The sequence below is a fragment of the Thiorhodovibrio litoralis genome, assembly GCF_033954455.1.
Lineage (GTDB): Bacteria > Pseudomonadota > Gammaproteobacteria > Chromatiales > Chromatiaceae > Thiorhodovibrio > Thiorhodovibrio litoralis.
In genome coordinates, this window is sequence record NZ_CP121473.1 from 1526319 (window position 1) to 1551986 (window position 25668).

The 25668-nt window shown below is 62.8% G+C and carries 20 protein-coding genes; 12 read left to right on the forward strand and 8 right to left on the reverse strand.

Annotated elements, in window-relative coordinates; all coding sequences use genetic code 11:
* Positions 1 to 70 precede the first annotated feature (70 nt).
* On the forward strand, positions 71 to 3931 hold the full coding sequence (locus Thiosp_RS06685; RefSeq protein WP_201063399.1) for a PAS domain S-box protein: 3861 nt from the start codon (positions 71 to 73) through the stop codon (positions 3929 to 3931).
* Positions 3932 to 3954: 23 nt separating this feature from the next.
* Here the strand turns inward: Thiosp_RS06685 and Thiosp_RS06690 are convergent, their stop codons facing one another.
* Positions 3955 to 5223, reverse strand: coding sequence for a diguanylate cyclase (locus tag Thiosp_RS06690; protein ID WP_201063400.1), 1269 nt, complete (start codon positions 5221 to 5223; stop codon positions 3955 to 3957).
* A 391-nt stretch (positions 5224 to 5614) separates the two neighbouring features.
* Here Thiosp_RS06690 and dxs point away from each other — a divergent pair, with 391 nt between their 5' ends.
* From dxs to lnt, 3 genes are all read left to right on the forward strand, one after another.
* Positions 5615 to 7552, forward strand: coding sequence for a 1-deoxy-D-xylulose-5-phosphate synthase (gene dxs, locus Thiosp_RS06695; protein ID WP_201063540.1), 1938 nt, complete (start codon positions 5615 to 5617; stop codon positions 7550 to 7552).
* 202 nt (positions 7553 to 7754) lie between these two features.
* The gene (gene gloB, locus Thiosp_RS06700) at positions 7755 to 8582 is read left to right on the forward strand and encodes a hydroxyacylglutathione hydrolase (protein WP_201063401.1); all 828 of its coding nucleotides are present in this window, start codon (positions 7755 to 7757) and stop codon (positions 8580 to 8582) included.
* Positions 8566 to 10185, forward strand: a complete 1620-nt coding sequence (gene lnt, locus Thiosp_RS06705; protein WP_201063402.1) for an apolipoprotein N-acyltransferase — start codon at positions 8566 to 8568, stop codon at positions 10183 to 10185. The genes gloB and lnt overlap by 17 nt, the downstream gene beginning before the upstream one ends.
* 109 nt (positions 10186 to 10294) lie before the next feature.
* Here the strand turns inward: lnt and Thiosp_RS06710 are convergent, their stop codons facing one another.
* Complete coding sequence (locus tag Thiosp_RS06710) at positions 10295 to 10870, reverse strand: Uma2 family endonuclease (RefSeq protein ID WP_201063403.1); 576 nt, start codon at positions 10868 to 10870, stop codon at positions 10295 to 10297.
* 129 nt (positions 10871 to 10999) lie between these two features.
* Between Thiosp_RS06710 and Thiosp_RS06715 the strand changes: the two genes are divergently transcribed.
* From Thiosp_RS06715 to Thiosp_RS06725, 3 genes are all read left to right on the forward strand, one after another.
* Positions 11000 to 11518, forward strand: a complete 519-nt coding sequence (locus tag Thiosp_RS06715; protein ID WP_201063404.1) for a hypothetical protein — start codon at positions 11000 to 11002, stop codon at positions 11516 to 11518.
* A 19-nt stretch (positions 11519 to 11537) separates the two neighbouring features.
* The gene (gene mpl / locus Thiosp_RS06720) at positions 11538 to 12947 is read left to right on the forward strand and encodes a UDP-N-acetylmuramate:L-alanyl-gamma-D-glutamyl-meso-diaminopimelate ligase (protein ID WP_201063405.1); all 1410 of its coding nucleotides are present in this window, start codon (positions 11538 to 11540) and stop codon (positions 12945 to 12947) included.
* 172 nt (positions 12948 to 13119) lie between these two features.
* Positions 13120 to 13776 (forward strand): flavin prenyltransferase UbiX, encoded by a 657-nt coding sequence (locus tag Thiosp_RS06725; protein WP_201063542.1) that lies wholly within the window; start codon positions 13120 to 13122, stop codon positions 13774 to 13776.
* On the opposite strand, the gene Thiosp_RS06730 is transcribed toward Thiosp_RS06725, so the two are convergent.
* From Thiosp_RS06730 to thiD, 3 genes are all read right to left on the reverse strand, one after another.
* Positions 13667 to 15994 (reverse strand): VTT domain-containing protein, encoded by a 2328-nt coding sequence (locus tag Thiosp_RS06730; protein WP_201063406.1) that lies wholly within the window; start codon positions 15992 to 15994, stop codon positions 13667 to 13669. The two genes, Thiosp_RS06725 and Thiosp_RS06730, sit on opposite strands and share 110 nt — an antisense overlap.
* 167 nt (positions 15995 to 16161) lie before the next feature.
* Positions 16162 to 17448: a glutamate-1-semialdehyde 2,1-aminomutase gene (gene hemL, locus Thiosp_RS06735; protein WP_201063407.1), complete on the reverse strand. Its 1287-nt coding sequence runs from the start codon at positions 17446 to 17448 to the stop codon at positions 16162 to 16164.
* 50 nt (positions 17449 to 17498) lie between these two features.
* The gene (gene thiD / locus Thiosp_RS06740; RefSeq protein ID WP_242518232.1) at positions 17499 to 18377 is read right to left on the reverse strand and encodes a bifunctional hydroxymethylpyrimidine kinase/phosphomethylpyrimidine kinase; all 879 of its coding nucleotides are present in this window, start codon (positions 18375 to 18377) and stop codon (positions 17499 to 17501) included.
* A gap of 94 nt (positions 18378 to 18471) precedes the next feature.
* Between thiD and Thiosp_RS06745 the strand changes: the two genes are divergently transcribed.
* The 5 genes from Thiosp_RS06745 (at position 18472) to Thiosp_RS06765 (ending at position 21443) form a co-directional block, all read left to right on the forward strand.
* On the forward strand, positions 18472 to 19047 hold the full coding sequence (locus tag Thiosp_RS06745) for a thioredoxin family protein (RefSeq protein ID WP_242518233.1): 576 nt from the start codon (positions 18472 to 18474) through the stop codon (positions 19045 to 19047).
* A 30-nt stretch (positions 19048 to 19077) separates the two neighbouring features.
* Positions 19078 to 19371, forward strand: a complete 294-nt coding sequence (locus tag Thiosp_RS06750) for an acylphosphatase (protein WP_201063409.1) — start codon at positions 19078 to 19080, stop codon at positions 19369 to 19371.
* 41 nt (positions 19372 to 19412) lie between these two features.
* Positions 19413 to 19838: a rubrerythrin family protein gene (locus tag Thiosp_RS06755; RefSeq protein ID WP_201063410.1), complete on the forward strand. Its 426-nt coding sequence runs from the start codon at positions 19413 to 19415 to the stop codon at positions 19836 to 19838.
* A 77-nt stretch (positions 19839 to 19915) separates the two neighbouring features.
* A complete protein-coding gene (locus Thiosp_RS06760; protein WP_201063411.1) occupies positions 19916 to 20650 on the forward strand; it encodes a vWA domain-containing protein in 735 nt (244 codons plus the stop codon).
* A gap of 4 nt (positions 20651 to 20654) precedes the next feature.
* Positions 20655 to 21443, forward strand: coding sequence for a DnaJ domain-containing protein (locus Thiosp_RS06765; protein ID WP_201063412.1), 789 nt, complete (start codon positions 20655 to 20657; stop codon positions 21441 to 21443).
* A 125-nt stretch (positions 21444 to 21568) separates the two neighbouring features.
* Here Thiosp_RS06765 and Thiosp_RS06770 read toward each other — a convergent pair whose 3' ends face one another.
* From Thiosp_RS06770 to Thiosp_RS06780, 3 genes are all read right to left on the reverse strand, one after another.
* On the reverse strand, positions 21569 to 23479 hold the full coding sequence (locus Thiosp_RS06770) for a serine/threonine protein kinase (protein WP_323696947.1): 1911 nt from the start codon (positions 23477 to 23479) through the stop codon (positions 21569 to 21571).
* 176 nt (positions 23480 to 23655) lie between these two features.
* Complete coding sequence (locus Thiosp_RS06775) at positions 23656 to 23994, reverse strand: hypothetical protein (protein WP_201063416.1); 339 nt, start codon at positions 23992 to 23994, stop codon at positions 23656 to 23658.
* A gap of 627 nt (positions 23995 to 24621) precedes the next feature.
* Positions 24622 to 25665: an MlaD family protein gene (locus Thiosp_RS06780; protein ID WP_201063418.1), complete on the reverse strand. Its 1044-nt coding sequence runs from the start codon at positions 25663 to 25665 to the stop codon at positions 24622 to 24624.
* Positions 25666 to 25668 lie beyond the last annotated feature (3 nt).

Below are 25668 nucleotides of genomic sequence, written 5' to 3' on the forward strand. Positions count from 1 at the left end.
CGCTGCCGGTCCTTGGGAGTTGATTCAATGCCGCCGCCACAGGAAGCCCAACGAGGTACCGCGCACAGCCATGGGCTCCAACAAAGATAAACAACCGAAAGACAAAAACGACAAGGTGACCGGTGCAACCCCTAGCGGACCTCTAATAAAGCCGCCACCACTGGAAGGTTCGGCACTGCCACCCGAGTTGATGCTGGCGGCGCATCTGCCTGTCGGTGTCGCGGTCTACTGGCCGCTCGATGACGGCGCTGATTTTGAGATTCTTTATCTCAATCCAGTCGGTGCGCGCATGCTTGAGCGCGCGGCGGAGGATTTGACTGGGCAGCGCTTAAGCGAGGCGTTTCCTGGTGCGCAAGCCATTGGCGTGCTGGGTGCTCTGCAGGAGGCCCATCGCAGCGGGTGCCCGCAAAACCTGGACTCCGAGCTGTACCGGGACGAGGGCGTGGAGCTGTGGGTCAATAATCGCCTCCTGCGCCTGGAAACCGGCACGCATCGCGGCGCGCTGGTGGCGGTCTTTTCCGACGAATCTGACCTGGTTCAGCTGCGCCGCGACAGCCTGGAGCAACGTAACCGCTTCCGCTTGGTGTTCGAGAATAGCCTGATTGGCATTTTCGTTGTCGATAACGACCGGCGCATCATTGAGATCAATGACTGTGCCTGCGGCATCTTCGGCTACGACGCCCAGTCACTGCTCGGTGAGTCGGTGGAAATTCTGCATCTCTCCCCGGCCTCTTTCCAACGCTTTGGTGAGGAGGTGTTCTCCAAGATTGAGAGCACCGGGCTTGTCGACGTTCGCTACGATCTCAAGCGCGGCAGCGGCGAGGCCTTCCTGGCGGCACTCTCGGGTCGCCCGCTCAATGGTGTCGATCGCGAGGCTGGGGTCATCTGGGTGGTGGCCGATATTTCAGCCATGTCCCGTGCTGAGGAAGCTTTGCGCGCAAGCGAGGAGCGCTTCGCGTTGGCCGCATCCGGTGCCAACGAGGGCATCTGGGACTGGGATATCAAGACCAATCGCGCCTATCTGTCGCCGCGCTGGAAGGAACTGATTGGCTACCGCGACGATGAAATCCCTAACCGTTTCGAGGAGTGGTCATCGCGGGTGCATCCGGATGATCTGTCCGCGGCCAATGCGGCGATCGAGGCCCACCTGCGTGGCGAGACGGAGATGCTCGAGACCGAGTTTCGCATGCGCTGCAAGGACGGCTCCTGGCGCTGGATTCTGGGGCGTGGGCTGTGCGTGCGCGACGAGCAGGGGCGCCCGCTGCGCATGGCCGGCTCACACAGCGATATCGACGAACGGCGGCGCGCCGAGGATCGGGCGCGGTCGCAAGAAGCGCACCTGGCCGCGGTGCTCGACACCGTTCAGACCGGCATTGTCGTGATCGATCACGACGAGCACTTGGTGGTGGACGCCAACGAGCTGGCTGCGCAGATTCTCGGTTGCCCGCGCGAGGAGCTGATCGGGGCCCCTTGCGGTGGGCGCCTGTGTGTGAACCCGCAGGCCTGTCCTTTTGCCGCCGAAACATGGCACGCGGCCTTGCCGATCACCAACCAGGAGGCCGTGTTTGTCCGCGCTGATGGGGCGCGCGTGGATGTGCTCAAGAGCTCGGTCCCGCTGCGACTGGATGGTCGCAAGCTGCTGATTGAAAGCTTTGTCGACATCTCGTCCATCAAAGAGACCGAGCAGGCCTTGCGCCGCGCCAAGGAGGAGGCAGAGTCCGCCGCCATCGCCAAGAGCGAATTTCTGGCCAAGATGAGCCACGAGATTCGCACGCCGATGAACTCCATCCTCGGCATGACCAAGCTCACGCTCGACACCGAGTTGGACGCCGAGCAGCGCGAGAATCTGGAAATCGTCGATGCCTCGGCGGAATCCCTGCTGGCGCTGATCGACGACATCCTCGACTTCTCCAAGCTTGAGGCGCATCGGGTGGCGATGGACCCGGTGGATTTCGATCTCAGCGCGCTGTTTGAGGAGGTCCTCGACGGCTTTGCCTTCCGCGCGGCGGAAAAGGGCCTGGAGCTGATTGAATTCATCGATCCGCAGGTCCCGCTGGGATTGTGCGGTGATTCTCAACGCTTGCGCCAAGTGCTAGTCAACCTGGTTGGCAACGCGATCAAATTCACCGCAGTCGGCGACATCGTGGTGAGCGTGGAATTGGTGCCTGACCCGAAAGCTCAGGCTGCTGGGCAGCGTGCGACAGGGTCGGACGACGATGCGAGCGACCGGTCACAACACCTGACGGGCCTTGGCGGAGCCGAAACGGGTTCCAGCATGACCGGCACGGGTGGGGATGGCGCCAGAAATGGCATGCAGCCGAAATGGCTGCGCTTTACGGTGCGTGATACCGGTGTGGGCGTGGCGAGCGACAAGCAGGCGGACATCTTTCTCGCCTTTCAGCAGGCCGACAACAGTGTGACGCGCCAGTTCGGCGGTTCGGGCCTGGGGCTTAGCATCAGCCGGCAGTTGGTCGAGCTGATGGGAGGCCGGATCGGCCTCGAGAGCACGCCGGGGAAGGGCAGTGAGTTTTGGTTTGAGGTCCCGCTGCCGCCGGCCAGCAGCCCGGTGCCGAGCGCCAATCTCATGGTGCCTGATCTCAAGGACCTGCGCTGTCTGGTGGTGGATGACAATAGCGCCAATCGGCGTTTGCTGGTCAAAACGCTTGAGGGCTGGGGCTGCCGGCCGCGCGCGGTGGAAAGCGGGAGCCAAGCGCTCGCGGTGCTGGAAGATGCGAGTGCGACCAACGAGCCCTATCGCATGGTACTGCTTGATCTCCTGATGCCGGAGATGGACGGTGAGCAGACAGCACGCGCTATCCAGCAGGGCAGGACCTGTGGCGACCCTGACATTCTGCTGCTGGCCTCGGCGAGCGTGCGCGGCCAGGCAAGTCGCCTGCGCGCCCTCGGCGTGCGCAGCCTGCTGATCAAACCGGTCCGTCAGCGCCAATTGCTGCGCGCCATGAGCCAGGCACTCGCAGGCCCCAATTCGGCTGTTGATGCCGCGATGGCGTCGCGCAACCCGAAGCGGATTAGCCAGACAGCATCCTTCCCGGGCGCGCAGGTGCTGCTGGTCGAGGATCGGCTGTTCAATCGCAAGGTGGCGCTGTCCTATCTGGCGCGGTTTGGTGTCGAGGTGACCACGGCCGCGAACGGGCTGCACGCATTGGAGCTGGCGCGCCAGCGCGCATTCGACCTGATCCTGATGGATGTGCAGATGCCGTTGCTCGATGGGCGCAAGGCGACGATGGCGATTCGCGATGATCCCGACAATCCCAACCGCGATGCGCCCATCGTGGCGATGACGGCGCATGTGCTTGATGGTGACCGCGAGAAGTGCATGAACGCCGGCATGGATGACTATCTGACCAAGCCGATCCGACTCGACCAGCTTGAGCGGGCGCTTGCGCACTGGCTGAACGACGCCGCGAACAGGCCGCCGTCAGCGCCGGCGAGAGAAGAAAGACCGGCAACGGAAACCTTCGCGTGGGAACCCTGGCGGGGTGAGTCTCAGGATGCTGAGCGCCAGCCAGATAGGGAGCCGGATTGGCAGCAGGATTCGGAGCCGGATTCGCAGCCGGAGCCGTCCTTGCCGCCGGAGCTTGAGTCTTTATTCGAAGGGGATACCGACGGGCTTGCGGATCTGCTCGGCACCTTCGTGCACGACGCCGGAGCCGATCTGGAAAATCTCATGGATGCCTGGCGCACGCGCGACCCCGAGCAGGTGCGGTCCAATCTGCACGCGCTCAAAGGCCTGGTTGGGAACATGGGTTACCAGGCCCTGGCTGATCGCCTAGCCAGGCTCGAGGATGCTTTCCGCGATGCCGACGCCATTCCGAGCGGAGCGACCGGACTGGAAAAACTCATCGAGCAATTTCAGGGCGATCTGAGCGAACTGATCGCGCGGCTGCAAATGCGGCTGGACGGCGACTGAATCGATGCTGGGGAGGGCTCCCCTCAGCTGATGTGCGCTCGGTTGCGTCCCTGGGTTTTGGCGAGGTAGAGCGCGGCGTCGGCGATGTCGATCATGGCCGCGAGCGAATGGGATTTGTTCAGCGTGGCGCCGAGGCTGGCAGTCACGCGCAGCACCGCGTCGCCGTTTGGCACTTCGAGCGCCTCAATGCCATGGCGGATGCGTTCCAATTCTTGATCAAGCTGCGCCGATGCGCGCTCGCCCTTGATGAGCCAGCAAAACTCCTCGCCGCCGTAGCGCACCAGCAGGTCGTCGCTGTGAATGGTCTTCTGCAGTTGTGACGCCACCCGCTGCAGCACGCGGTCGCCGACGAAATGGCCGTGGATATCGTTGATCTGCTTGAAGTGGTCGATATCGATCACAACCGTGGCAAACCCCAAGTCCTTCTCTTTCGCATGGTCGTAGGCTTTGGCGCCGACATCGAACAGGTAGCGTCTGTTGAATAGCTGGGTGAGGAAGTCACGCACGGCCGAGTCGCGCATGAAGCGAATGAACTCCAGGGTTTCGACATTCTGGGTGATGCGGCAGTAGAACTCCTCAATCAGAAACGGCTTGGCGATGAAGTCATTGGCGCCGGCCTTGAGCAACTTGGCCGAGGTGATGGGCGCGCTCTGATCAGAAATACCGATGATGCCGATTTGATTGCGGTCGAAGTGCCGGCGCGCCTGCGCGATCAGCGTCTGGCCGTCCATTTTGGGCATGTGGAAGTCGGTGAGCATCAGGCGGATGTCGTGATGCTGCTGCAGCATGGCGAGCGCCTCCTCGCCGTCAGCGGCCTCCAGCGTCTGGTACCTGTGGGTGCGCAGCAACTCGCGCAGATAGACGCGGAAGCTCCGCGAATCATCGACGATCAGGACCTTGATCTTGTTGTTGCGATGAATGCGCCTGACCAGGTTGGCGACATAGTCGATTTCGCTCGCGTTGGTCTTGACCACGTAGTCGATCACATTGGGCTTGGCGAGAATCCGTTCGCGCAGGCCATCATCCATGTAGCCGGTCAGCACGATGATTGGCAGGCCGGTTTCCACCACCAGATCGACAATCTCGCCATTGGGCGCGTCGGGCAGGTTGAGGTCGAGGATGCCAACGAAGAACTGCTGCGTTCCCTGCTCAATCAGTGCTTGCGCCTCGCTGAGGGAACCGGCGCCAGCGACGCGGACATCGGCGCGGTCCTCAATGGCTTCGGCAAGATATTGGCGCAGCGAGCGGCTGTCCTCGACCAATAAGACCTGTTCGCTCGATTCGCTGATCATGTTGCGATCGTTCCTTATGAGAGGGGCAGTGACAAGTGACTGCAAGGTGGCAGGCGGTGCGGCAGAGCGGTGAGCAACCGGGAGCTCGCAGCGGCGATAGGGCTTGATGCGTCTGGTTCGCTCCCCGGCATTATAGCGTTAATCGGATGATGTTCTGAGCCGATGGTTGCTCTGGTGGTGTCAGTTGTCGTGCAATTTTCAGGGTTTTGCGACTCGCGTCACAGGCCGGTAGCATTGGGCGCGCGCATTCCGCGATCGCCGTCAATGCCGCTCGGGCGGGCCGTCGCTGCCAAGTCGTTGGGCGCCGGACGCCGGATTGGACTAAAATCCGGAGTTTTCCCGCCATCAAGCCCGGTCAACACAGATGCCTGACGCCCACGCGCCCGATCCCATGCCCGATCCCACGCCCGATCCCACCATGAGCCGTTTTCCGCTGCTTTCGCAAATTGAGGACCCGGCCGATCTGCGCGCGCTAAGCGGTGATGAGCTCAAAGAATTGGCTGCCGAGCTGCGTGCCTTTCTGATTGAGAGCGTTTCGCGCACGGGCGGGCACCTGGCCGCCGGGCTGGGCGTGGTGGAGCTGACCATCGCGCTCCACCATGTTTTTGATACGCCCCATGATCGTGTGGTCTGGGACGTTGGCCACCAGGCCTATCCGCACAAGATTCTGACCGGGCGGCGCGATCGCATGCACCGCATGCGCATGAAAGGCGGCCTGTCTGGCTTCCCCAAGCGCAGCGAGAGCCGCTACGACACCTTCGGCGTCGGTCACTCCAGCACTTCCATCAGCGCGGCGCTCGGCATGTCGATTGCCGCGCGGCTGAAGGGCGAGCGACGGCAGGTTATCGCCATCATCGGCGACGGCTCGCTGGGGGCTGGCATGGCGTTTGAGGCGCTCAATCACGGCGGCCCGCTCGACCCGGACCTGCTGGTGATCCTGAACGACAATGAAATGTCCATCTCGCCGCCGGTGGGGGCCATTAGCAGCCATCTTGCGCGCTTGCTGTCGAGCCGCGTCTATACCAGCATGCGCGAGGGTAGCAAGTCCGCCCTGCGCGGTCTGCCGCATCTGCGCGAGCTGGTGGGTCGCTGGGAGGAGCACGTGAAGGGCATGGTCATGCCGAGCACCATGTTCGAGGAACTGGGCTTCAATTACATCGGGCCGATCAATGGCCACGACATGGATGACCTGGTCTCGACCCTCCACAACATGAAATCCATGCCGGGTCCACGCTTTCTCCATGTGGCCACGCAGAAAGGCCACGGTTACGAGCCGGCCCTGGGGCAACCGGTGCAGTTTCATGGCGTCACACCCTTCGACTCCAAGACCGGGCGGATGCACAAGAAGTCCGGCGGTAAGACCTACACCCAGATTTTCGGCGACTGGCTGTGCGAGGCTGCCGAGAAGGAGCCACGGCTGCTCGCGATCACTCCCGCGATGCGCGAGGGCTCGGGGATGGTGGCTTTTTCGGAGCGTTTTCCCGAACGCTATTTCGATGTCGGCATCGCCGAGCAGCATGCGGTGACCCTGGCCGCCGGCATGGCTTGCGAGGGCATGAAGCCGGTAGTGGCCATTTATTCGACCTTTTTGCAGCGGGCCTATGATCAGCTGGTGCACGATGTCTGCCTGCAAGGGTTGGATGTGACTTTCGCGGTGGACCGAGCCGGGCTGGTCGGCGCCGACGGGGCGACTCATGCCGGCAGTTTCGACCTGAGCTTCGGTCGGCCGCTGCCGAATCTGGTCATCATGGCACCGGCGGACGAGAACGAATGTCGGCGCATGCTGCAGACGGCACTCGAGCATCCGGGCCCGGCACTGGTGCGCTACCCGCGCGGCTCCGGACCCGGTGTGGAGGTCGACATCCAGGCTCCCGTGCTGCCGATCGGCGAGGGTGAGGTGTTGCGCCGTGGCCAGGACGTCGCCCTGCTTGGCTTCGGTAGTCGGGTGGCGCCGGCGCTGGAGGTGGGTGAGGAGGTCGATGCCACTGTGGTGAACATGCGTTTCGTCAAGCCGCTCGATGAGCGTCTGATTCTGGAGCTGGCGGATCAGCACCAACTGCTGATCACGGTGGAGGAAAATGTCGTCGCCGGCGGCGCCGGCTCGGCGGTCTCTGAGTTACTGGCTGCTCATGGGCTGGCGGTGCGCTGCCTTCATCTTGGTCTGCCGGATGTCTGCCAGGAGCAGGCCAGCCACGGCCAGCAGCTGCACGCCTGCGGTTTGGACACCGACGGCATCCGTGCCGCCGTGCTGAGCGAGATGGCCGATCTTGGTCTTGAGCCGGGGCGGAATCGGGAATCTGATCCGCGACTGACGCAAGTTTCCGCTTAACTCTGCATCGCGCCATCTGTTGTTTTTGAGAATGGGTGGCTTGTTTTGGACCGGGTAAGGGTCGCGGGGGACGCCGTGAATACTTCCCTGTAGGCTTGCGATCGCATCCATGCGATCGAACACCCCCGCGCCCCTTACCCGGCCCAAAACCATAAAGTTCGTTTGGGATTGTGACAACGGCTAACGGTCGGAGGTATTGAGAATGACGCAACTTCAGATCGTGCCCATCTCGGCCTTTGCCGACAATTACATCTGGCTGCTGCGCCGTCCGTCCTCGGCGCGGGTGGCCGTGGTTGATCCAGGTGACGCGCAGCCGGTGCTCGAGTATGTGCAACGCCACCAGCTGGAACTGGCGGCGATTCTCTTGACCCATCACCATCAAGATCACATCGGCGGCTTGCCGGCGTTGCAGGCGGCCTGGCCGGAGGTTGAGGTGCTGGCACCAGAGGATCGACGCATTCCGGAAGCGACCCGGCGGCTGGGTGATGGCGATAGGCTGCGGGTCGCGGGCATTGATGTTGAGGCCGAGGTGCTGTCCGTGCCCGGGCATACCGCGACCCATATCGCCTATCTGCTCCCTGCCTGTTTGCCCTCGGCCAAGCAGTCCCCTGATGACCAAGGACAAGCGTTGTTCTGTGGCGATACGCTGTTCAGCGTTGGCTGCGGGCGGGTCTTTGACGGCACGGCGGAGCAACTGGCAGCGTCCCTGCGCCGAATCTCGGCGCTGCCAGCGGAGACCCGCTGTTATTGCGCGCATGAATATGCGCTCGAGAACATCGGTTTTGCGCAATGGGTCGAGCCTGAAAGCCCGGCCCTGGCTGAGCGCACCGCGGAGGTCGAGCGGCTGCGCGCCGACGGAGTTCCGAGCGTGCCTTCCACATTGGCCATGGAGTTGGCGACCAATCCCTTTCTGCGTGTCGATCAGCCGGCTGTGATCGCTGCGGCCGAGCGGGCGGCTGGTCGTGTTCTGGCGGGGCCGACAGAAGTATTTGCGGCTTTGCGCCGGTGGAAGGATGAAGACTACGACTGACGCCGCCGGGAGGCGCGATCCACTCCCCGACCAGTTCGCTCCAGGCGGGCGCATCCCGGGCTGGCTCATCCCAACTTTGCGCGTCCCTGCTTCGCTTGTCAGGCGCGGCTGCTGGCTGTTGGCGCCGGCGGCCGGAGCGGTGACGGTGTTGAGCTTTGCCCCCTTCGGCTGGTATCCGCTCGGGATGCTGGCCTTGGCGCTCTGGTATCACTGCCTGCAAGGGCGCAGTGGACGCAGCGCCTTTCTGCTCGGCTGGCTTTACGGCTTCGGGCTGCTGGGTGTCGGCGTGGCCTGGATTCGTATCAGCCTGAACGAGTTCGGCAATCTGCCAGCGGTTGTCGCTAATGCGATGATGCTGCTCTTTGTTGCCGCCATGGCCCTGTATTACGGGCTCGCGGGCTGGCTCATTGGGCGCTGGCAGTCGGGCTTGCGGCGCGCCGGGCAAGACTGGGCCGGTGCGGCGCTGCTGCTGCCGGCAGTCTGGGTGCTGAGCGAGTGGCTGCGCTCCTGGCTGCTGACTGGCTTCCCGTGGCTGTTGCTCGGCAACACCCAGGTCGACTCGCCCTTGTCTGGCTGGGCGCCAGTGCTTGGGGTGCATGGGCTTAGTCTGCTTGCGGCCCTGTCGGCCGGGCTGCTGTGGCTTGGCTTGGCGCGACGTCGCGCCCGTGTCGGCGCTGTTGTTGTCCTGGTGCTGGTTTGGGGCGGTGGCACGCTGTTGCGATTCATTCACTGGACGCAGCCGGCGGGTGAGCCGTTTTCGGTCGCGCTGGTGCAGGCGAATATCACGCCCTCACTGAAATGGCAGCCGGAGGCACTCGAGCCGAATCTCGAGGCGCATTTGCGCCTGACGCGCGAGCAACTTGGTCGCGGGCTCATCGTCTGGCCCGAAACGGCCATCCCAAGCTTTTTGCACGAGGTGCGCCAGTCGCTGATCGACCCGCTCGCCGAGCGCGCGCGCGAGGAGGGCTCGGAGATCGTGATCGGCGTGCCCATCATGGAAAGCGACCGGAGCTACTACAACGGCCTGCTGAGCATCGGCACCGCATCGGACACCTACTACAAACGCCACCTGGTGCCCTTTGGCGAGTACCTGCCGCTGGGCGCATTGATCGAACCGGTGGTGGACTGGTTCGATGTGCCTATGTCCTCCTTCAGCCCGGGGCGCGCGGATAAGCCGCTGCTGACCGTCGGTGCGCATCAGGTGGGAGCATCCATCTGCTACGAGGATGTGTTCGCAGACGAGGTCCGCCAGTCGCTGCCGGAAGCAGACTATCTGATCAACGTCTCAAACGACGCCTGGTTCGGCGATTCGCTCGCGCCAGCACAGCACCTGGAGTTCGCGCGACTGCGTGCGCTCGAGAACGGGCGCTATCTGGTGCGCGCTACTAATACCGGCATTTCCGCCATCATCGATCAGAACGGACAAGTGCGGGGCGAGTTGCCGGCCTTCGAGCGCGGCGCCTTGGTTGGCGAGGTGCAGCCCTTCAGCGGACAAACACCCTTTTCCCGCTTTGGCAGCACGATTGCGATTGGGCTGGCAGCGGCTATGCTCGCGCTGAGCCTTTGGCTGGGGCGGGGCTCTGCCGCAGTCAATCCCGGCTGAAGCCGCTTTGACCCGTCAGCGTGGGTGATGACTGCCAAGCTGCGCTCGGGGCAGGTTGATTCACTCCCGGCAGATTGATTGCCGTTAGATTGATACCGGGTTGACCGACTCAGGGCAGCTCGACTTTGTCGTAAACCTCCGCCATGGCCAGGCTGGCGTCGATGCCGGGCAGCGGGATAACGTCTTCGAGGTGCGCGAAGCTTTCCAGATTCCAGCTGTTGTCCGCTTGGCGCTGGTAGAGATCAACGGTGATGCGGTCCTGGGAGATCAACAGATAGGTATGCAGGCTTTCGATCTCCCTGTAGTTAGCGAACTTAAGCCCCCGATCATAGGCCTCGGTCGAGTCGGACAGCACCTCGACGATCAGGCCCGGATTGGTCACCAGGTCGCGGCGGTTGTCGTGGAAGTGACGTTCGCCGCAGATGACCATGATATCGGGGTAGACACCGGCCTCGGCGCTGGCGATATGAACCTTCATGTCGCTCGGGTATACGCGGCAGGGGCGTCGCTTGAGAGCCAGGCTCAGCTCGCGCGCGATGTTCACGACAATCAGATTATGCGCCTCCGAGCCGCCTGCCATGGCGAATACTTCACCGGCGACGTACTCTGTACGCTCTTCTGGTTCGGCCCGTTCGGCCTCAAGCCAGTCTTCAAAGGTCATGACAGGAACAGGTTGTAACGCCATGGTGCTGTCTCCGCGTTGTTTCGGCTTAAGAGATGGCGATCAAAAATGAATTTTCGGTTTTTGGCTTCGCATCGGCGAACCGGTATCATGCTGGATTTGCCGCCGCGCCCGCCTTTTTGAGTGACTGCCGTGCTCGCCATTGTCCACTTTTTTGTTGATATCTGCCTGCTCCGGCGTGCGCCTCAGGATCTGCCTGCCTCGCAGCTGGTTCTGGGCCTGGTGATCGGGGCCAGCCTGCTTGGGTCCATGCTGCTTGCCATGACCGCCGGCGAGATGGCTCTGATCGGCCTGTTGCAAGGCGCTCTGGATACCGGCTTTCTGCTCGTGCTCCTCTATGGCATCTTGCGCCTTGTCGACAAGCCGACGCGTTTTCTGCAAACGGGCACCGCGCTGATCGGCGCCGATACCCTGATTGGATTATTCGCGCTTTTCCCGCTGAGTTTGGCCGGTAGCGTTGATGAAACCAGTCCCGTGCGCGTCTTGGCGGCCATGGTGTTTCTGATGCTGGTCGTCTGGGGCGTAACGGCCACTGCGCACATTTTGCGCCATGCCTTCGAGATTCGCCTGAGTCAGGGTGTTTTTCTCGCCATTGCTTACGATGTGCTGTCGTTCATGGTGATTGGCGGCATGACGCAGAGCCTGGGCTGAGTCAGTTCGGATAATCCTCATGCATTTGCACATTCTCGGTATCTGCGGCACCTTCATGGGCGGATTGGCGCTGCTCGCGCGCGAGCTTGGCCATCGGGTGACCGGCTCGGATGCCAATGTCTATCCGCCAATGAGCACCCAACTCGAGGCGGCCGGCATCGCGCTCTCCCAGGGCTATGACGCGGCGCACCTGCAGCCGGCGCCGGATGTCGTGGTCGTTGGCAATGCGATGACCCGCGGTGTGCCGGCGGTGGAATACATGCTCGATGAGGGCCTTCCCTATGTCTCAGGGCCGCAGTGGCTGGCAGAGCATCTGCTGGGCGCGCGCCACGTGCTGGCAGTGGCGGGTACCCATGGTAAGACCACCACGGCAAGCCTGCTCGCTTGGCTGCTTGAGGATGCCGGGCTCGAGCCCGGGTTTCTGATCGGCGGTGTGCCGGGGAATTTCGGGCAGTCGGCGCGCCTGGGCGCCGGGCGCTATTTCGTGGTGGAAGCCGATGAGTACGACACGGCCTTTTTCGACAAGCGCTCGAAGTTTCTGCATTACCGCCCGCGCACCCTGGTCATCAACAATCTGGAGTTCGATCACGCCGATATCTTTGATGACTTGGCCGCCATTCAGCGCCAGTTCCATCACCTGGTGCGCACCGTGCCGGGTAGTGGGCTGATTTTGCACCCGCAAGGCGTCGGCAGTATCGATGAAGTGCTGGCCATGGGCTGCTGGACGCCGCGTCAGTCGCTGGCCCTCGCTGGGATTGGGCTGGATTCGCCGCCGCCGCCGCAAGCAACGCTAGCTGCAAGTGCCGACTGGAGCACTGAGTTGTTGACCCCAGCCGGCACCGAGGTGCGCCTCTCTCATCAGGGCAGGGCGCTGGGTAGCTGGTCTTGGACTCAGACCGGCCGGCACAATGTCGCCAATGCGCTTGCGGCAGTTGCAGCGGCGGCGCATGTGGGTGTCGCGCCGGAGGCGGCCATGGCGTCTCTTGCCCGCTTTAAGGGCGTGCGCCGGCGTATGGAGCTGCGGGGCGAGGTGGCCGGGGTGCGCCTGTATGACGATTTCGCGCACCATCCAACTGCCATCGCCACCACGCTTGATGGGCTGCGGCGCTCGGTCGGGGGCGCGCGCATCCTCGCGGTGCTGGAGCCGCGCTCCAACACCATGCGCGCCGGGGTGCATGCCGATACCCTGGCGGCGTCCTTGCAGGATGCCGATTTGGTGTTTCTGTTTGCACCGACGGACCTTGGCTGGGACGCTGCGGCGGTGTTGGCGCCTCTGGGCGAGCGCGCCATGGTGCTCGAAGACATCGAGGGGCTGGTGGCCGAGATCATCGCGGCGGCTCAGCCTGGCGATCATCTTCTGGTGATGAGCAATGGCGGCTTTCAAGGCATTCATCAGCGTCTGCTCGATGCCCTGAGGGACCAGGTATGAATCACGCTGGTTCCGTTCAGCCTTTCGGGGTGGATTCATTCACCGCGTCATTGGGCGCCTCAGTGTCACTGGGTCCATCAAGGGAAGGCGCGTGAACAGCCCTTCCGGAAATCAATCCACAGCGGCAAATGCATTGGCTGCGGCGTCTTCATCCGAGCCAACCCGGCCGCCGATGCTGGAGGACTGGCCGCGCACCATCGCGGTCGCGCTGACAGGCGCCTCTGGCATCCAGTATGGTCTGCGCTTGCTGCAGTGCCTGATTGATGCCCGAGTGCGCGTCTATCTGCTGATTTCCCAGGCCGCCCAGGTAGTGCTGAAGATGGAGGCAGGCCTGGACGTGCCCGCACGGCCAGCGGAGGCCGAGCACTTTTTCAGCGAGCGCCTCGGTGCCGCTCCCGGTCAGTTGCGGGTGTTCGGTCGCCAGCAGTGGACCGCGCCGGTGGCGAGTGGCAGCCATCCGCCCGATGCCATGGCGATCTGTCCCTGCACCACGGGCACGCTGGCCAGTATCGCCGCGGGGCTGAGTGATGACTTGATCGACCGTGCCGCCGACGTGGTGCTGAAAGAACGCCGCCCATTGATCCTGGTGGTGCGCGAGACCCCGTTCAACGTGATACACCTTGAGAACATGCTGCGCCTGGCCCGTGCCGGGGCGGTCATTATGCCGGCGAATCCTGGTTTCTACTTCAATCCACGCACGCTCGATGAGCTGATCGAATTCATGGTGGCGCGGGTGCTGGACCATCTGCAGGTGCCGCATCATCTGCTGCCGCGTTGGGGCGATCCGGCCGCGGAGGCGGAAGCGACATCCTGTCGCTTAGGTGACTGATCCGCAGCGGGCCATCGGGGAGCTTGCCGATATCGCGCTGGCCACCGCGGATCTGTTCACTGGAGGGCCGGCCACTGCGGACCTGAGCGCTGGGTAGTTGGCTATTGGGAACCTGAGTGCTGGGGACCTGAGCGCTGGTGAGCTGTTCACCGGGGGGCTGATTGCTCGGGTTCTGGCCACTGGGGATCTGGCCGGGCCGGGATAGCTCGAAATCCTTTCGCGTGGTGAGCAGGCGGGTCAGTGCCGCGAGCTCGGCGGTTTGGGTCCCCGCGTGCGTCACGGGAATGGCGAGCAGTCCGGCAATGCGTTCCTTCTCGACGCGTGTGATGTCACCAATCCACAGTGGACCGCGACCGCTGACGAGATAGCGCGTTTCCCATAGCCTGAGAACGAAGCGATTGCCATCGGGTTCGTCTCGCACCAAGACCAGGCCTTCGTGACGTCCCTGATGGACATGCGGGATCACCGGAAACTGCGACAGCGCCAGTGACGGCGACAGCAGCCGCAAGGCATTGCGCCAGTCAAGCATCTCCGCCGGTTGCCAGCCGTCTGCGGCAAGCGCCTGCGAGAGGTTCTGCAGCGGCCCGGCGTATTGGATGTCAAACGGCTGGCGATTTCTGCGCCACAGGTCCAGACGCTGGCGCGGCAGTCCGCTTAGAGACCCCTCGCGCCATTGCGCGGCCGTCAGCTGTTGCAGCGGCGGTTGGGGGCGCACACGAAGCAGTCGCTGGGATTCCGCGTCCCCCTGTTCAAACAGGCTCAGCAGCCCGTAGCCGGGTAACCACAGCAGCACGGCGATCGCCACCAGCGGTCCTCCCATGCGGGTGGTGCGGCGCGCCGGCGGCGTGTGGCGCGCGTAGGCCAGACCGAGAGCGGCAAGCCACACCAGTGCCAGGGCAACGCTCGCCAGCAGATCCGTTAACCATTCGGTGCCAAAATACAGGCGCGCGAACGCGATGCCCGCGACCAGACTGGCCGCTAGCGCAAAAGGCATCCAGCGGTTGCGCGCCGGCAGCGTGCGGGCGACCAATAGTGCGAAGAAACCATAGACCAGGGTGGCGCCGAGCAGTGGCGGCGTCGGAAAGGACCATGGCCAGGGGAGTTGCCAAACCAGCTCGGAGCCCGCCGAGAACGAGGGCGCGGGCCGCGCGGTGCCAATGGCTGCGCCGAGCAGCGGGCTGGCGATCAGCGCGAAGGTTGCGGCAGCCAGCCAATAGCTCGCATCGCGCCGACGGTGATGCCAGCGCAGATAGACAAAAACCAGAGCCACCAGCCACAGCAGCAGGATGGGATCGCCCAGGGTAGCAATAGCGATCAGCAGGCGGTCGGCCGTGGGCGAGCGCAGGCTTGCACCCAGGTCGAACGCCATGCGGTTGATGCCAAGGTTTTCCGGCCCGATCAGCGCGAAGCCGAGCCCCAGCCCAAGCGCTACCGTGGCCACCAGCAGCGCTAGGGCAAAGCCGGCCAGAGTGGCGGCGTCCGGGTGCTCGGGGTCGGCCAGGGCGGCGGCGATGCGCCCCATCAGCGGATGCCCCCGCCGTGATTGGTCGGCCCATTGCAGTAGCGCTTGCAGCCAGGCGCTGGCGCGGCTGCTGGCCCATTGCACCAGACGGCGGCTGACCCAGATGGTGGCCGCGAGCAAGGTGATCAGCGCTAGGCTGATGAACAGCAGCCCGGTGGCTGCCTCAGATGCGAGCTTGAGTGACGCGCCGAATAAAATGCCGGGTGCCAGATAGGCCGGCCCCCACAGCAGTGCCGAGGCGATGTTGGCAAGCAAAAAGCGCCGCGTCGGCATGTCGAGCATGCCAGCAACCAGTGGCACCATGGCGCGCATCGGGCCAACGAATCGCCCCATGATCACGCTCTTGGCGCCGTGACGGGAGAAGAAGGCGATGCCGCGCTCGAGCGGCGCCGGGTGTCGGCTGAAGGGCCAGACGCTGCGCAGCCGCGCTTTGTAGTGACGACCGAGCCAGAAGCTCAGGCCGTCGCCGAGGATGGCCCCGCTGATCGCGAGCAGGCAGGCAGGCCAAAAGCTGAGTACCCCATCGGCGATCAGGGCGCCGGCGATCAGCATGATCAGCACCCCGGGTACCACCATGCCGACCACGGCCAGGGATTCGGTCAGCGCGACCGCGAACAACACCAGATAGGCGACGCCCGGGTGGGCGCTGATGGTCGCCCCCGTTGTTATCAGCAAAGCGCCAAGTTTTTCCTCCATTCACCGCTTCGCTGTTGCGCGACTCAGTGATCCGGCGCTCGCCGCCGGCCAGCTGGCGCGACCGGCGGCGGGTCGATGGGTTGGCCTGGGACGGTCCATGGCTTGGCTGAGGTGGCTCGTTGGGATGATTCGATGAGCCGGGTGCTCAGTGGTGGCCTTGTTTTGCCTTAGCCCGCTAGCGCGTTAAAGGCCTCGCGCGCGGCGGCGAGCGTGGCGTCGATGTCTGCCTCGCTATGGGCCGAGGACACAAAACCGGCCTCGAAGGCCGATGGCGCGAGATAGACGCCTTGCTCCAGCATCGTCTGGAAGAAGGCGCGGAAGGCGTCTTGATCGCAAGCGGTGGCCTTGGCGTAGTTGGTCACCGGACCATCGGCGGTGAAGAAGAGCCCAAACATGGCGCCGACTTGATTGGTGCTGAAGCCAACGCCGGTAGCCGATGCCAACTCGCTCAGGCCCTTGACCAAGCGGGTGGTACTGGCCTCGACCTGGTCGAAGAAGCCAGGCTTGGAGATGAGTTCCAGCGTCTTCAGCCCCGCGGCCATGGCGATTGGGTTACCGGATAGGGTGCCGGCCTGATACACCGGGCCGAGCGGGGAAATTTTCTCCATGATCTCGCGCCGTCCGCCAAAGGCACCGACCGGCATTCCGCCGCCGATCACCTTGCCGAGCGCGGTCAGGTCCGGCTTGATGCCATAGCGGCCCTGGGCGCCGCCGAGGCCGACACGAAAGCCGGTCATGACCTCGTCGAAAATCAGCACGCTGCCATGCTGGTCGCAGACCTCGCGCAGGCCTTCGAGAAAGCCCGGTGCCGGAGGGATGCAGTTCATGTTGCCGGCGACCGGCTCGACGATGATGCAGGCGATCTCGTCGCCCATTTTTGCGAAGGTCTCGCGCACCTGATCGAGATCGTTGTAGGTCAGGGTGAGGGTCAGTTCGGCGAGGGCGGCCGGCACGCCCGGGGAACTCGGCTCGCCCAGGGTCAGCATGCCCGAACCGGCCTTGACCAGGAGCGAGTCGACATGGCCGTGGTAGCAGCCCTCGAACTTCACGACCTTGTCGCGACCAGTGAAGCCGCGCGCCAGGCGCAGGGCGCTCATGGTCGCCTCGGTGCCGGAGCTGACCATGCGCACCAGGTCCATGCTCGGCACCAGCTCGCAGACCTTGTCGGCCATTTGCGTCTCAAGCTCGGTCGGGGCGCCGTAGGACAGCCCGCGTGCGGCCTGCTCGGTCACAGCGGCAATCACCTCCGGGTGGGCGTGGCCAAGAATCATCGGACCCCAGGAGCCGACATAGTCGATGTAGGTTTTGCCATCGACGTCGGTCACCATGGAGCCGGCGGCGGAGGCGAAAAAGACAGGATCGCTGCCGACGCTGCGGAAAGCACGAACCGGGGAGTTGACGCCGCCCGGAATGTGACGTTGGGCGGCGGCGAAGAGGTCTTGGGATCGACTCATGGAATCAGGTCTCCTGATAGGCTGTGGCGGAGAGGCAGGCTCTCTGGATTTCAATCTGGCAAGTGCCCATTGTCTGGCTTGGTGGGTGCGGGCGCAACCAGGGTGCGCAGGGCGTTTGGGCGTTCGCTAGTCTGGTCGGCAACCAGCAGTCGCCGAGGTATTTGCTGGCAGCGAGCGAGCGCGCGCGCCTGGCGCAGAGTCGCCATCGTATAGTGCTGTGCCTCGCGCACCGCGGTGTCGAGCTCCATGCCGAGCGCGAGCCGCGCCGCGATGGCGCTGGCCAGGGTGCAACCAGAGCCGTGAAAACTGCCTGGCAGACGCGGCCATTGCATTTGGCTGTGTTCTTTGCCCGCGGGGTAGAATGTATTGATGACCTGAGCGCTGTCGTCATGGGTGCCTGTGATGAGGACCGCGCGGGCCCCCATGGCGAGCAATCGCTGTGCTGCCTGATCGCGGTCTGGCGCGTCGGCGAGAAGTTTGGCCTCCGGCAGATTGGGTGTGACCAGGGTGCAGCGTTTCACTAAATGGCGCCGGAGCTGATTCAGCAAGGCGGCATCGGCAATGCGCTCGCCGCTGCCGGTGGCAAGGACGGGGTCGAATACCACCGGCAAGTCGGGATGGGCTTCGAGCAGGGTGGCGATGGTCTGCACCAGATGAGAGTGACCGATGAGCCCGATTTTGACAGCGGCAACCTGGCAGTCCTCAAAGACCGCCAGGCACTGATCCCGCAACTGCTCAACCGGCTGGGCAATGGTCTGCGTCAGCCGGCAGGAGGTCTGGACAGTGATGCAGCTAATTGCTGTGCAGCAATGCAGGCCGAGCGCAGCGGCGGCTTCGATATCGGCCTGCAGGCCGGCGCCGCCACCGGGATCATGGCCACCGATGGCAAGCAGGACCGGTTCGCTGGGGGCTTGAAGTATTGGTTTCATGACAGGCATTGTCGCTGAATACCCGGTGAAGCGGAAGGAGCCAAAATCCCCTATGATTTCGCAAAAGTTTTTGTCACAGATGGAGGATGGAACAATGCAGCATTCAATGCAGCGCGCCGGCCGAGGTTTCGGGACGAAGAATCTTCGCACGGGTACGCACTGGATTTTTGGCTGCCTGCTGGCGATAGTGGCTTTGACGAGCTTGGCGGCAGAGCGCGATCCCGGTGCTTTCTTTGATCAGACCTTCGGCGATTTCAGCGAGGAGCTTGAAACCGCCCGCGCCGAGGGTAAGCAGGGGCTCTTGTTGATGTTCGAGATGGACGAATGCCCTTTTTGTCAGCGTATGAAGACCACGGTGCTGAATCAGCCCGAGGTGCAGGATTTCTTCGGCGAACATTTTCTGGTCTTTCCGGTCGATATCGAGGGCGACATTGAGGTAGTCGATTTCGAGGGTAATCCCACCACCCAGAAAGACTTCGCCTTGCAGCAGTTTAGGGTGCGGGCCACACCGGTGTTCGCCTTTTTCGACCTCGACGGTAACCTGGTCGCCCGCTATACCGGCGCTACGCGCGATGCCGAGGAGTTCATGCAGCTCGGTCGCTATGTCACCGAAGGGGCCTATGAGGAGACCACCTTCACCAAATACAAACGCGAGCAGCCGGGTGACTGATCGTTTCGCAACGCCGAACGGGAGGGCAGCATGACGGACGCGGCCGATGGTGCCTCAAGCGTCTGCTTCCGCTGTCTGGTCAGCGGCCGGGTGCAGGGGGTGTTTTTTCGCGGGTCCACGCGCGAGCAGGCCGAGCGCTTGGGTGTCAGCGGCCATGCGCACAATCTACCCGACGGCCGGGTTGAAGTGCTGGCCTGCGGCTCGCCGGACGCGGTGCGCGCCCTGCGTGCCTGGCTGCAGCAGGGGCCGGCGCATGCGCAAGTGACTCACCTCGACTGCGAGCAGGTCGCCGCGCAGCCGCTGCAGGGTTTCTCGACCGGCTGAAGGGCGGCCATATTCTCGTGCAATGATGGGGGACGACCAAGATGGAACTCAAAGGGAGCAAGACCGAACAATGCCTGCGCGATGCCTTTGCCGCCGAGGCGCGGGCGAATCGCCGCTACCTGTATTTCGCCGCCAAGGCCGACGTCGAGGGCTTTAACGACGTGGCTGCCTTGTTTCGCTCCGCAGCCGAGGGCGAAACCGGGCATGCCCACGGGCACTTGGAATATCTTGAGGCCATTGGTGACCCTGACACCGGGCTCCCCATTGGCTCTACGGCGAGCAATCTGCATTCGGCGGTCTCCGGGGAAACGCGGGAATGCACCGAGATCTATCCGGTGATGGCAAACACCGCCCGGGAGGAAGGCTTCGATGAGATTGCCGACTGGTTTGAGGTTCTCGCCAAGGCGGAGCGTTCTCATGCCAAGCGTTTTCAGAAGGCGCTCGACAACCTGGAACTCGAGGACTAGGCGGCTGTTGTGGCGTTTTTGACGCGCGCTTCCAACCAAATGTTGCCTGTTGCGGCTGCGCTGACGGGTGCCCATTGATGAGCCCGTCCGACCGCTCGCTCGAGATCAAATCCAGCAGCGACGAAGTTGACGCTTTCCTCGCCAAGGTCGCTGCGTTGCCGCCCGCTCGCAGCGACCAAAAAACCGGGGCGCGTCTGATTTTTGCGTTGGATGCCACTGCCAGTCGCGAGCGCAGCTGGGATCAGGCTATCCAGGTTCAAGCCGCCATGTTCGAGGAGACCCAGTCCTTGGGCGGGCTCGATGTCCAGCTGTGCTATTACCGCGGGCTGGGCGAATTCACCGCCTCGCCCTGGTGTCGCGGCGCCGACGAGTTGTTGCCGCGCATGAGCGCCGTGCGCTGCGCGCCGGGTCTGACGCAGATCGGCCATCTGCTCGATCACGTCATCGAGACTGCTGGTCCCGCCGGCAAGCCGGTTGCTGACGCCCCGCTGCGCGCGTTGGTGTTCGTCGGCGATGCCTGCGAGGAGCCGCGCGATCGCCTTGCCGATCAAGCCGGACGTCTGCGGCTGCTTGGGGTGCCGGTGTTTGTGTTTCAGGAAGGCCTCGATCCTGACGCGCTCGCCGCCCTGCGCGACATCGCCAGGCTCTCAGGCGGTGCCTGGAGCCCCTTCGACAGCGCGAGCCCCGGCCTGCTGCGCGATCTCTTGAGCGCGGTGGCCGTCTATGCCGCCGGTGGTCGCCGCGCGCTTGAGGACTTTAGCCAGCATCGCGGGGATGCGGTGCGCCGGCTCACGGCCCAATTGCGGGGCTGAGACCATGGCTCGCCTGCTGATCCTGATCGCGCTGCTCGGGCTCTTTTTTTGGGGCTTGCACTGGTTTCGCACAGCGCCCGCGCCCCAGGTCGCGCGGGCGCTGCGACGCGCCCTGCTGTGGGGCGGGATTGGTCTGCTGGTGGTCGCGGTTGCCAGCGGGCGGCTCAATCCGCTTTTCGCCGCGCTGGCCGCCGTCGTGCCTGCAGTCTTCGCTGGACTTTTTCGCGTGCTGAATCTACTGCGCATGTTGCCGATCATTCAGCATGCGCTGCACGCATTGGGTATTCGCACCGCAGCCGCCGGCCAGTCCGCCAGTGGAGGGCAAGGGCAGACGGGAGCATCGCGCATTCGCACCCGTTATCTCGATATGACCCTTGACCAGAGCACCGGTCAGATGGACGGCACCGTGCTCGAAGGTCCCTTCAGCGGCGAGCGGCTCTCGGCACTCGATCGCTCCCAACTCGCGCGCATGCTCGAGTTTTACCAGGACAGTGACGCCCAGTCAGCCGCCGTCCTGCGTGCCTACCTGGAACGCACCCACGGCGACGATCACTCTGGGGCCGGGGAAGCAGCTGGTGCTGGAGAAACTGGCACTGGAGAAGCTGGCGCAGGTTCGGGGCGCTTGTCTCGAGATGAAGCGAGCGCGGTGCTTGGAATCAAGCCGGGTGCCGACGCCGATGCCATTCGTGATGCCCACCGCCGGCTGATGCAAAAGTTTCATCCAGACCGGGGCGGCTCGGATTATCTCGCTGCCAGGATTAACGCAGCAAAAAAGATTCTTCTCGACGAATAGGGCGCTCGCTCGGCCAAAACAGCTCACTCAGGGATGCTTTTCGTTCGCCCTGCGGCTCGCTTTGGCCGTCCCATCAAAAGATTTTATCCAAATGCAGATGTGTCGATGAGCAACTTAATGCGTGGTCATCGTCTCACCGGCGCTCTCCTTTTGGGAGCTCTCTTGATTCGTGCCCTTTTTGGCGGGGCTCTTCTTACCGGAGCGGGTTTTCGTGCGTTTCCCTTTGCGATCCGTTGCTTCTGGATCGGCACAGGTGCGCGTTTTACTGCTGCTGGTTTTCTAATAGTGGGCGCGACTCTGGCGCTGCTGGTGCGCGGCTGGGATGTCTTGCTGCTAGTTGCGCCCGCTTGGGTTGAAGATGTTGCGGAACTTGCAGATGCGTCTGTTTGTGTCTGCGGGGTGTCCGTACTGGACAAGGCAGTCGCCTCACCGCGATTCTGGTCAAACACATCCATCAGCGAGCCATTGGAAGCGCTGGTGCGTTGCGGCTCGGGCGATTGCTCGTTGGAGAAAATGCTTGGCAGTGATTCCTGTGACGCCCTCGCCACAGCATTTGTCCCGGCAGATTGCGTGTTTTGCGTGGCGGCGCGTCCCTTCAACCCCGCGGCAGACCCCGCACCCACAGCGCCGGCCGCTGCGATTCCGGCTGCGGTTGCCGCCGTTGCAAGGTGATCGGCGTTGTTGCCTGATCTTTCCGTGGCTTCTTGTTCTTGTTCTGGGTTCTCACCTGCTTGTGACGACTCGGGGTTATTGGGATCTTCGGTCTGGCTTGCTTCGCCTGACTCTGCTGCCATCAAGGGTGGCGACCCATTGAGTCCGGGAGTGCCGAGCAGCCACCAAATGCCGGCCGCAGCAATCAAGAGCAGGCCGACACCAGCACCTATCCAAAGTTGTTTTTGCTGGCGTGGACTTGAGTCAGCCTCGCTCACCGGGGGGGCGGAGCGGCCAGTGGGTAGGCGTAACGACGGCAGGGGTGCGCTTGCAGAGGTGTCGTTGCGGTTTCCAAACGCTGTAAGCTGATCCAGGCTTGGATCCAGTATCATGGTTTCTGAGCCTGGCTCGACCGGTGCGCTTTGTTGAACCGGGTCGAGACATTGCATCAACGCGCTGATGGATTCATGGCGCAGGTTGATGTTCAGTTCCAGCGCCTTGAGCACCGCTGCATCGACTTCGGGCGGCACATCGGGCAGAACCTCTTTGATGGGCTCAAGCAGTGACCCCGTGACTCGGTCGTAAGCAGCGACCGGCATTGTGCCGGTCAGTAAGTTATAGACGACCGCGCCAAGGCTATAGACGTCGGAACGCTCGTCGGTTCCGGTGCCAAGTACCTGCTCGGGTGGGCTGAAGCCCTGACTTGCAGCGCGGCCAAGGGTGCGGGTCATTCCTTCAGCCACGGCTTCTTTCGCGATGCCAAAATCGATCAGCATGACGCGGTCGTTATCGTCGAGCAGGATGTTATCCGGCTTGAGATCGCGGTGGATGATTGGCGGATTCTGATTGTGCAGGTAGATGATCGCCTCGCTCAACTGGCGAATCCAAGGCAGCAGCACGGGCAGCGGAATCCGCCCGCCGTAGCGTTTTTGCTCGCTGCGTAGCGTCCGGTTGCCGCCAAACTCCAATACCAGGCAGTTCATGCCCTGATCCGAAAAGCGATCCGTAATATCGGGAATGGCAGGGTGGTTCAAACGCCCGAGCAGGCGAGTTTCGTACTCGTCGAAAAGAATCTCGGGAATTTCCTTGAGCGCGCGACGCTTGCCCTCCACGAGCAAATCGTCGACCAGGTAGGTGACCCCGAAACCTCCACGACCCAGAAGGCCCGTGACTTTGTAACGCTCGTTGACGACCTGGCCAGGTGAGCGCACCCAGGCGATGACGCCGCGCACCGAACCATGAATCGTCATGTCGAGGTGCGCAAGTTCGAAGCCGCAATCGCAACAACGATATTCCTTCTGTGGCAGTTCACGAACGCTATTCGTGGCCTGGCAATTTGGGCAGGAAATTGTCTCGCTTCCCTCCGGGAAGATTTGCGGCGACAACTCGGTGACAGTCTCGGTTTCAGAAGGTGAGGGAGGCATGTCAGGGCCAGGCGGTTGAAGAGTCTATCAGGGACAAAGTGCGTTTGGAGATGCGCGATTCCCGGGGGCCGATGGCGGTCCCCGGGCGATCAGGTGGCAGCAAGATACCGCAACGCGCAAGGATTGCAGTTGCTTGACTAGCGCCTTGGCTGGGGAGCGCGTCTCTGCTTTTGGCCTCCGGAACTTTTTCCCATTTGAGAGCCGGCAATTCCGAGAATCGCGCCAAACATGGCGGAAGCCGCCGCGGCGTCACCGCCGTTGCCTTGATTGCCGCCGCCGAACTGGCTCCCGTTTTGAGATCCCTGACGACTCCGCTGCTGAGGTTGCTGCTGAGACTGGCCTTGATTGTTGGACTGCTGCTGGTTCACCGCATTGAGAACCTGGCCGAAGATGGCCATGGCCTGTGCTGGATCGGCGACTGCAGCCGCGGGGGCAAGTGAAATTGTAGCAATCAGGGAAAGAGCGAGGATACGCATGACGTTAGGCCTCCTGCACGGAACTGGTGCATTGCATGAGAGAGAGCAACAACCGCCGACTTAAACGCCATGTTCATAGCGTCGGACAATCCGAGAAATGAAACTCTTGTTTCACTTTTTTCACTTTAAGATCTTCGCAGAAACGTTGATCGTAGCGGAAACGATAGCGCATTGTGGTTTCAGCAGGAAGAGCCGGCAACATGTTGTGAAAGATTAAAAACGTTGATTCAACCACTTAAGGGGTTTTCTTCACGTATGAAAGCTTGAGGTTGCTGCATCTTATTAATCTGCTGATAAACAATGCTTAATCGCTGCTTTGTGCGGATGCCGTTGGTTGAGGTTGGCGGTGAAAATACGCTGAACCAATCAGCGTAAAGTTGATTATAGCTTGTAATACCCATATTTTGTCGAGGAATTCAAACACTGTATTTTCCCCGCTACTTGTTGCCGTTGGTGGATGGCGCTCAGCCGCGATGTGCACTGCCAGTTGCGCTCCCAGTTTGTCTTCCGGTTGCGCTCCCAATCTCGCCCCCAATCTCGCCCCCGGTTTCGCTCAAGCAGGAGGCCGCGAACTGGGACATGGTGCTGCAAATAAGATTGGTCAGGATTGCCCCCATGCTCAGGTCGTCAATGCCGCGACGCCTTCCGTTTACCGCCCAGCAAGGCTTCCGGATGGCGTTCAAGGTAATCGGCCAGGGCACGCACAGAGCGGGCCGCCGCAGTGGTTTCGCGCAGGAGTTGATCGAGCTGATAACGGGTCGGGGAGTCACTGGCGACCAAGGAGTCCAGGGTGGTCAGGGTCTTGGTGCCCTGGGTCAGAGCAGCTCGGGCGGAGGCTGCCAGGGGCGTCCACTCGCGTTGCAGGTCGGCGGTCAGAGTGGCGGTGTTCTCGGCGGCGCGAGTCATGGCTGGGGCGATGTGATCGAGTTGCGCGCGTGCCGATAGGCTGAGCTCATTGGTGTTGGTCAGCAGCTGCCGCAGCTCCGTAAGCAACGGTTTTAAATTGCGATTCAGCGTCTGCAGGGTCAGGTGTGCTTCGCTCAGGGTGTCGTCGAGGCTGTCCATGCTCTTGTCGAGCTTGCCTGAAGCGAACAAATGATGGATGGCATCCAGCGTTCCGGTGGCTTGCGCGACGAGATCGTTCAATGGCAGGGTGGTGAGCAAATCCTCGAATTGATCGCGGGTGGCCTCGATGGCCGGTATCTGAATGGCGCCCTGGTGATCTTGCGCGCTGGCTATGGCTTGCAGATGCGGATTCAGGCTCAGGCTGACGACATACTGCCCTGTGACCAGGCTGACCGATTGCATGCGTGCGCGCAGCCCCTTGTCTTCGACCAGTTTGCGAATGACGGTGCGGGGGGCGGTCTGCCCAGCGCCTCCCAGAACCTCGACATTTTGCGGCCAAATGTCGTAGCTCACCGAAACCCGGAAGTTGTTGGTCTCGGGCAGATAGTCGAGACCGATGCCGGTCACTTGCCCGATCGGCACGCCCTGAAACTGCACTTGGGCGCCCACATTGAGCCCCTGGACCGAACCCGGGAAGAATGTCACCAGAGCGACGCGCTCGCGCAGCAGGGCGCCGCTGCCGAAAACGATGAGCGCGCCGACGAAGAGTACCAGCGCGCCGAGCACGAAGCCGCCGATGACAGCAGGATTGGCTTGTTTGCTCATGTC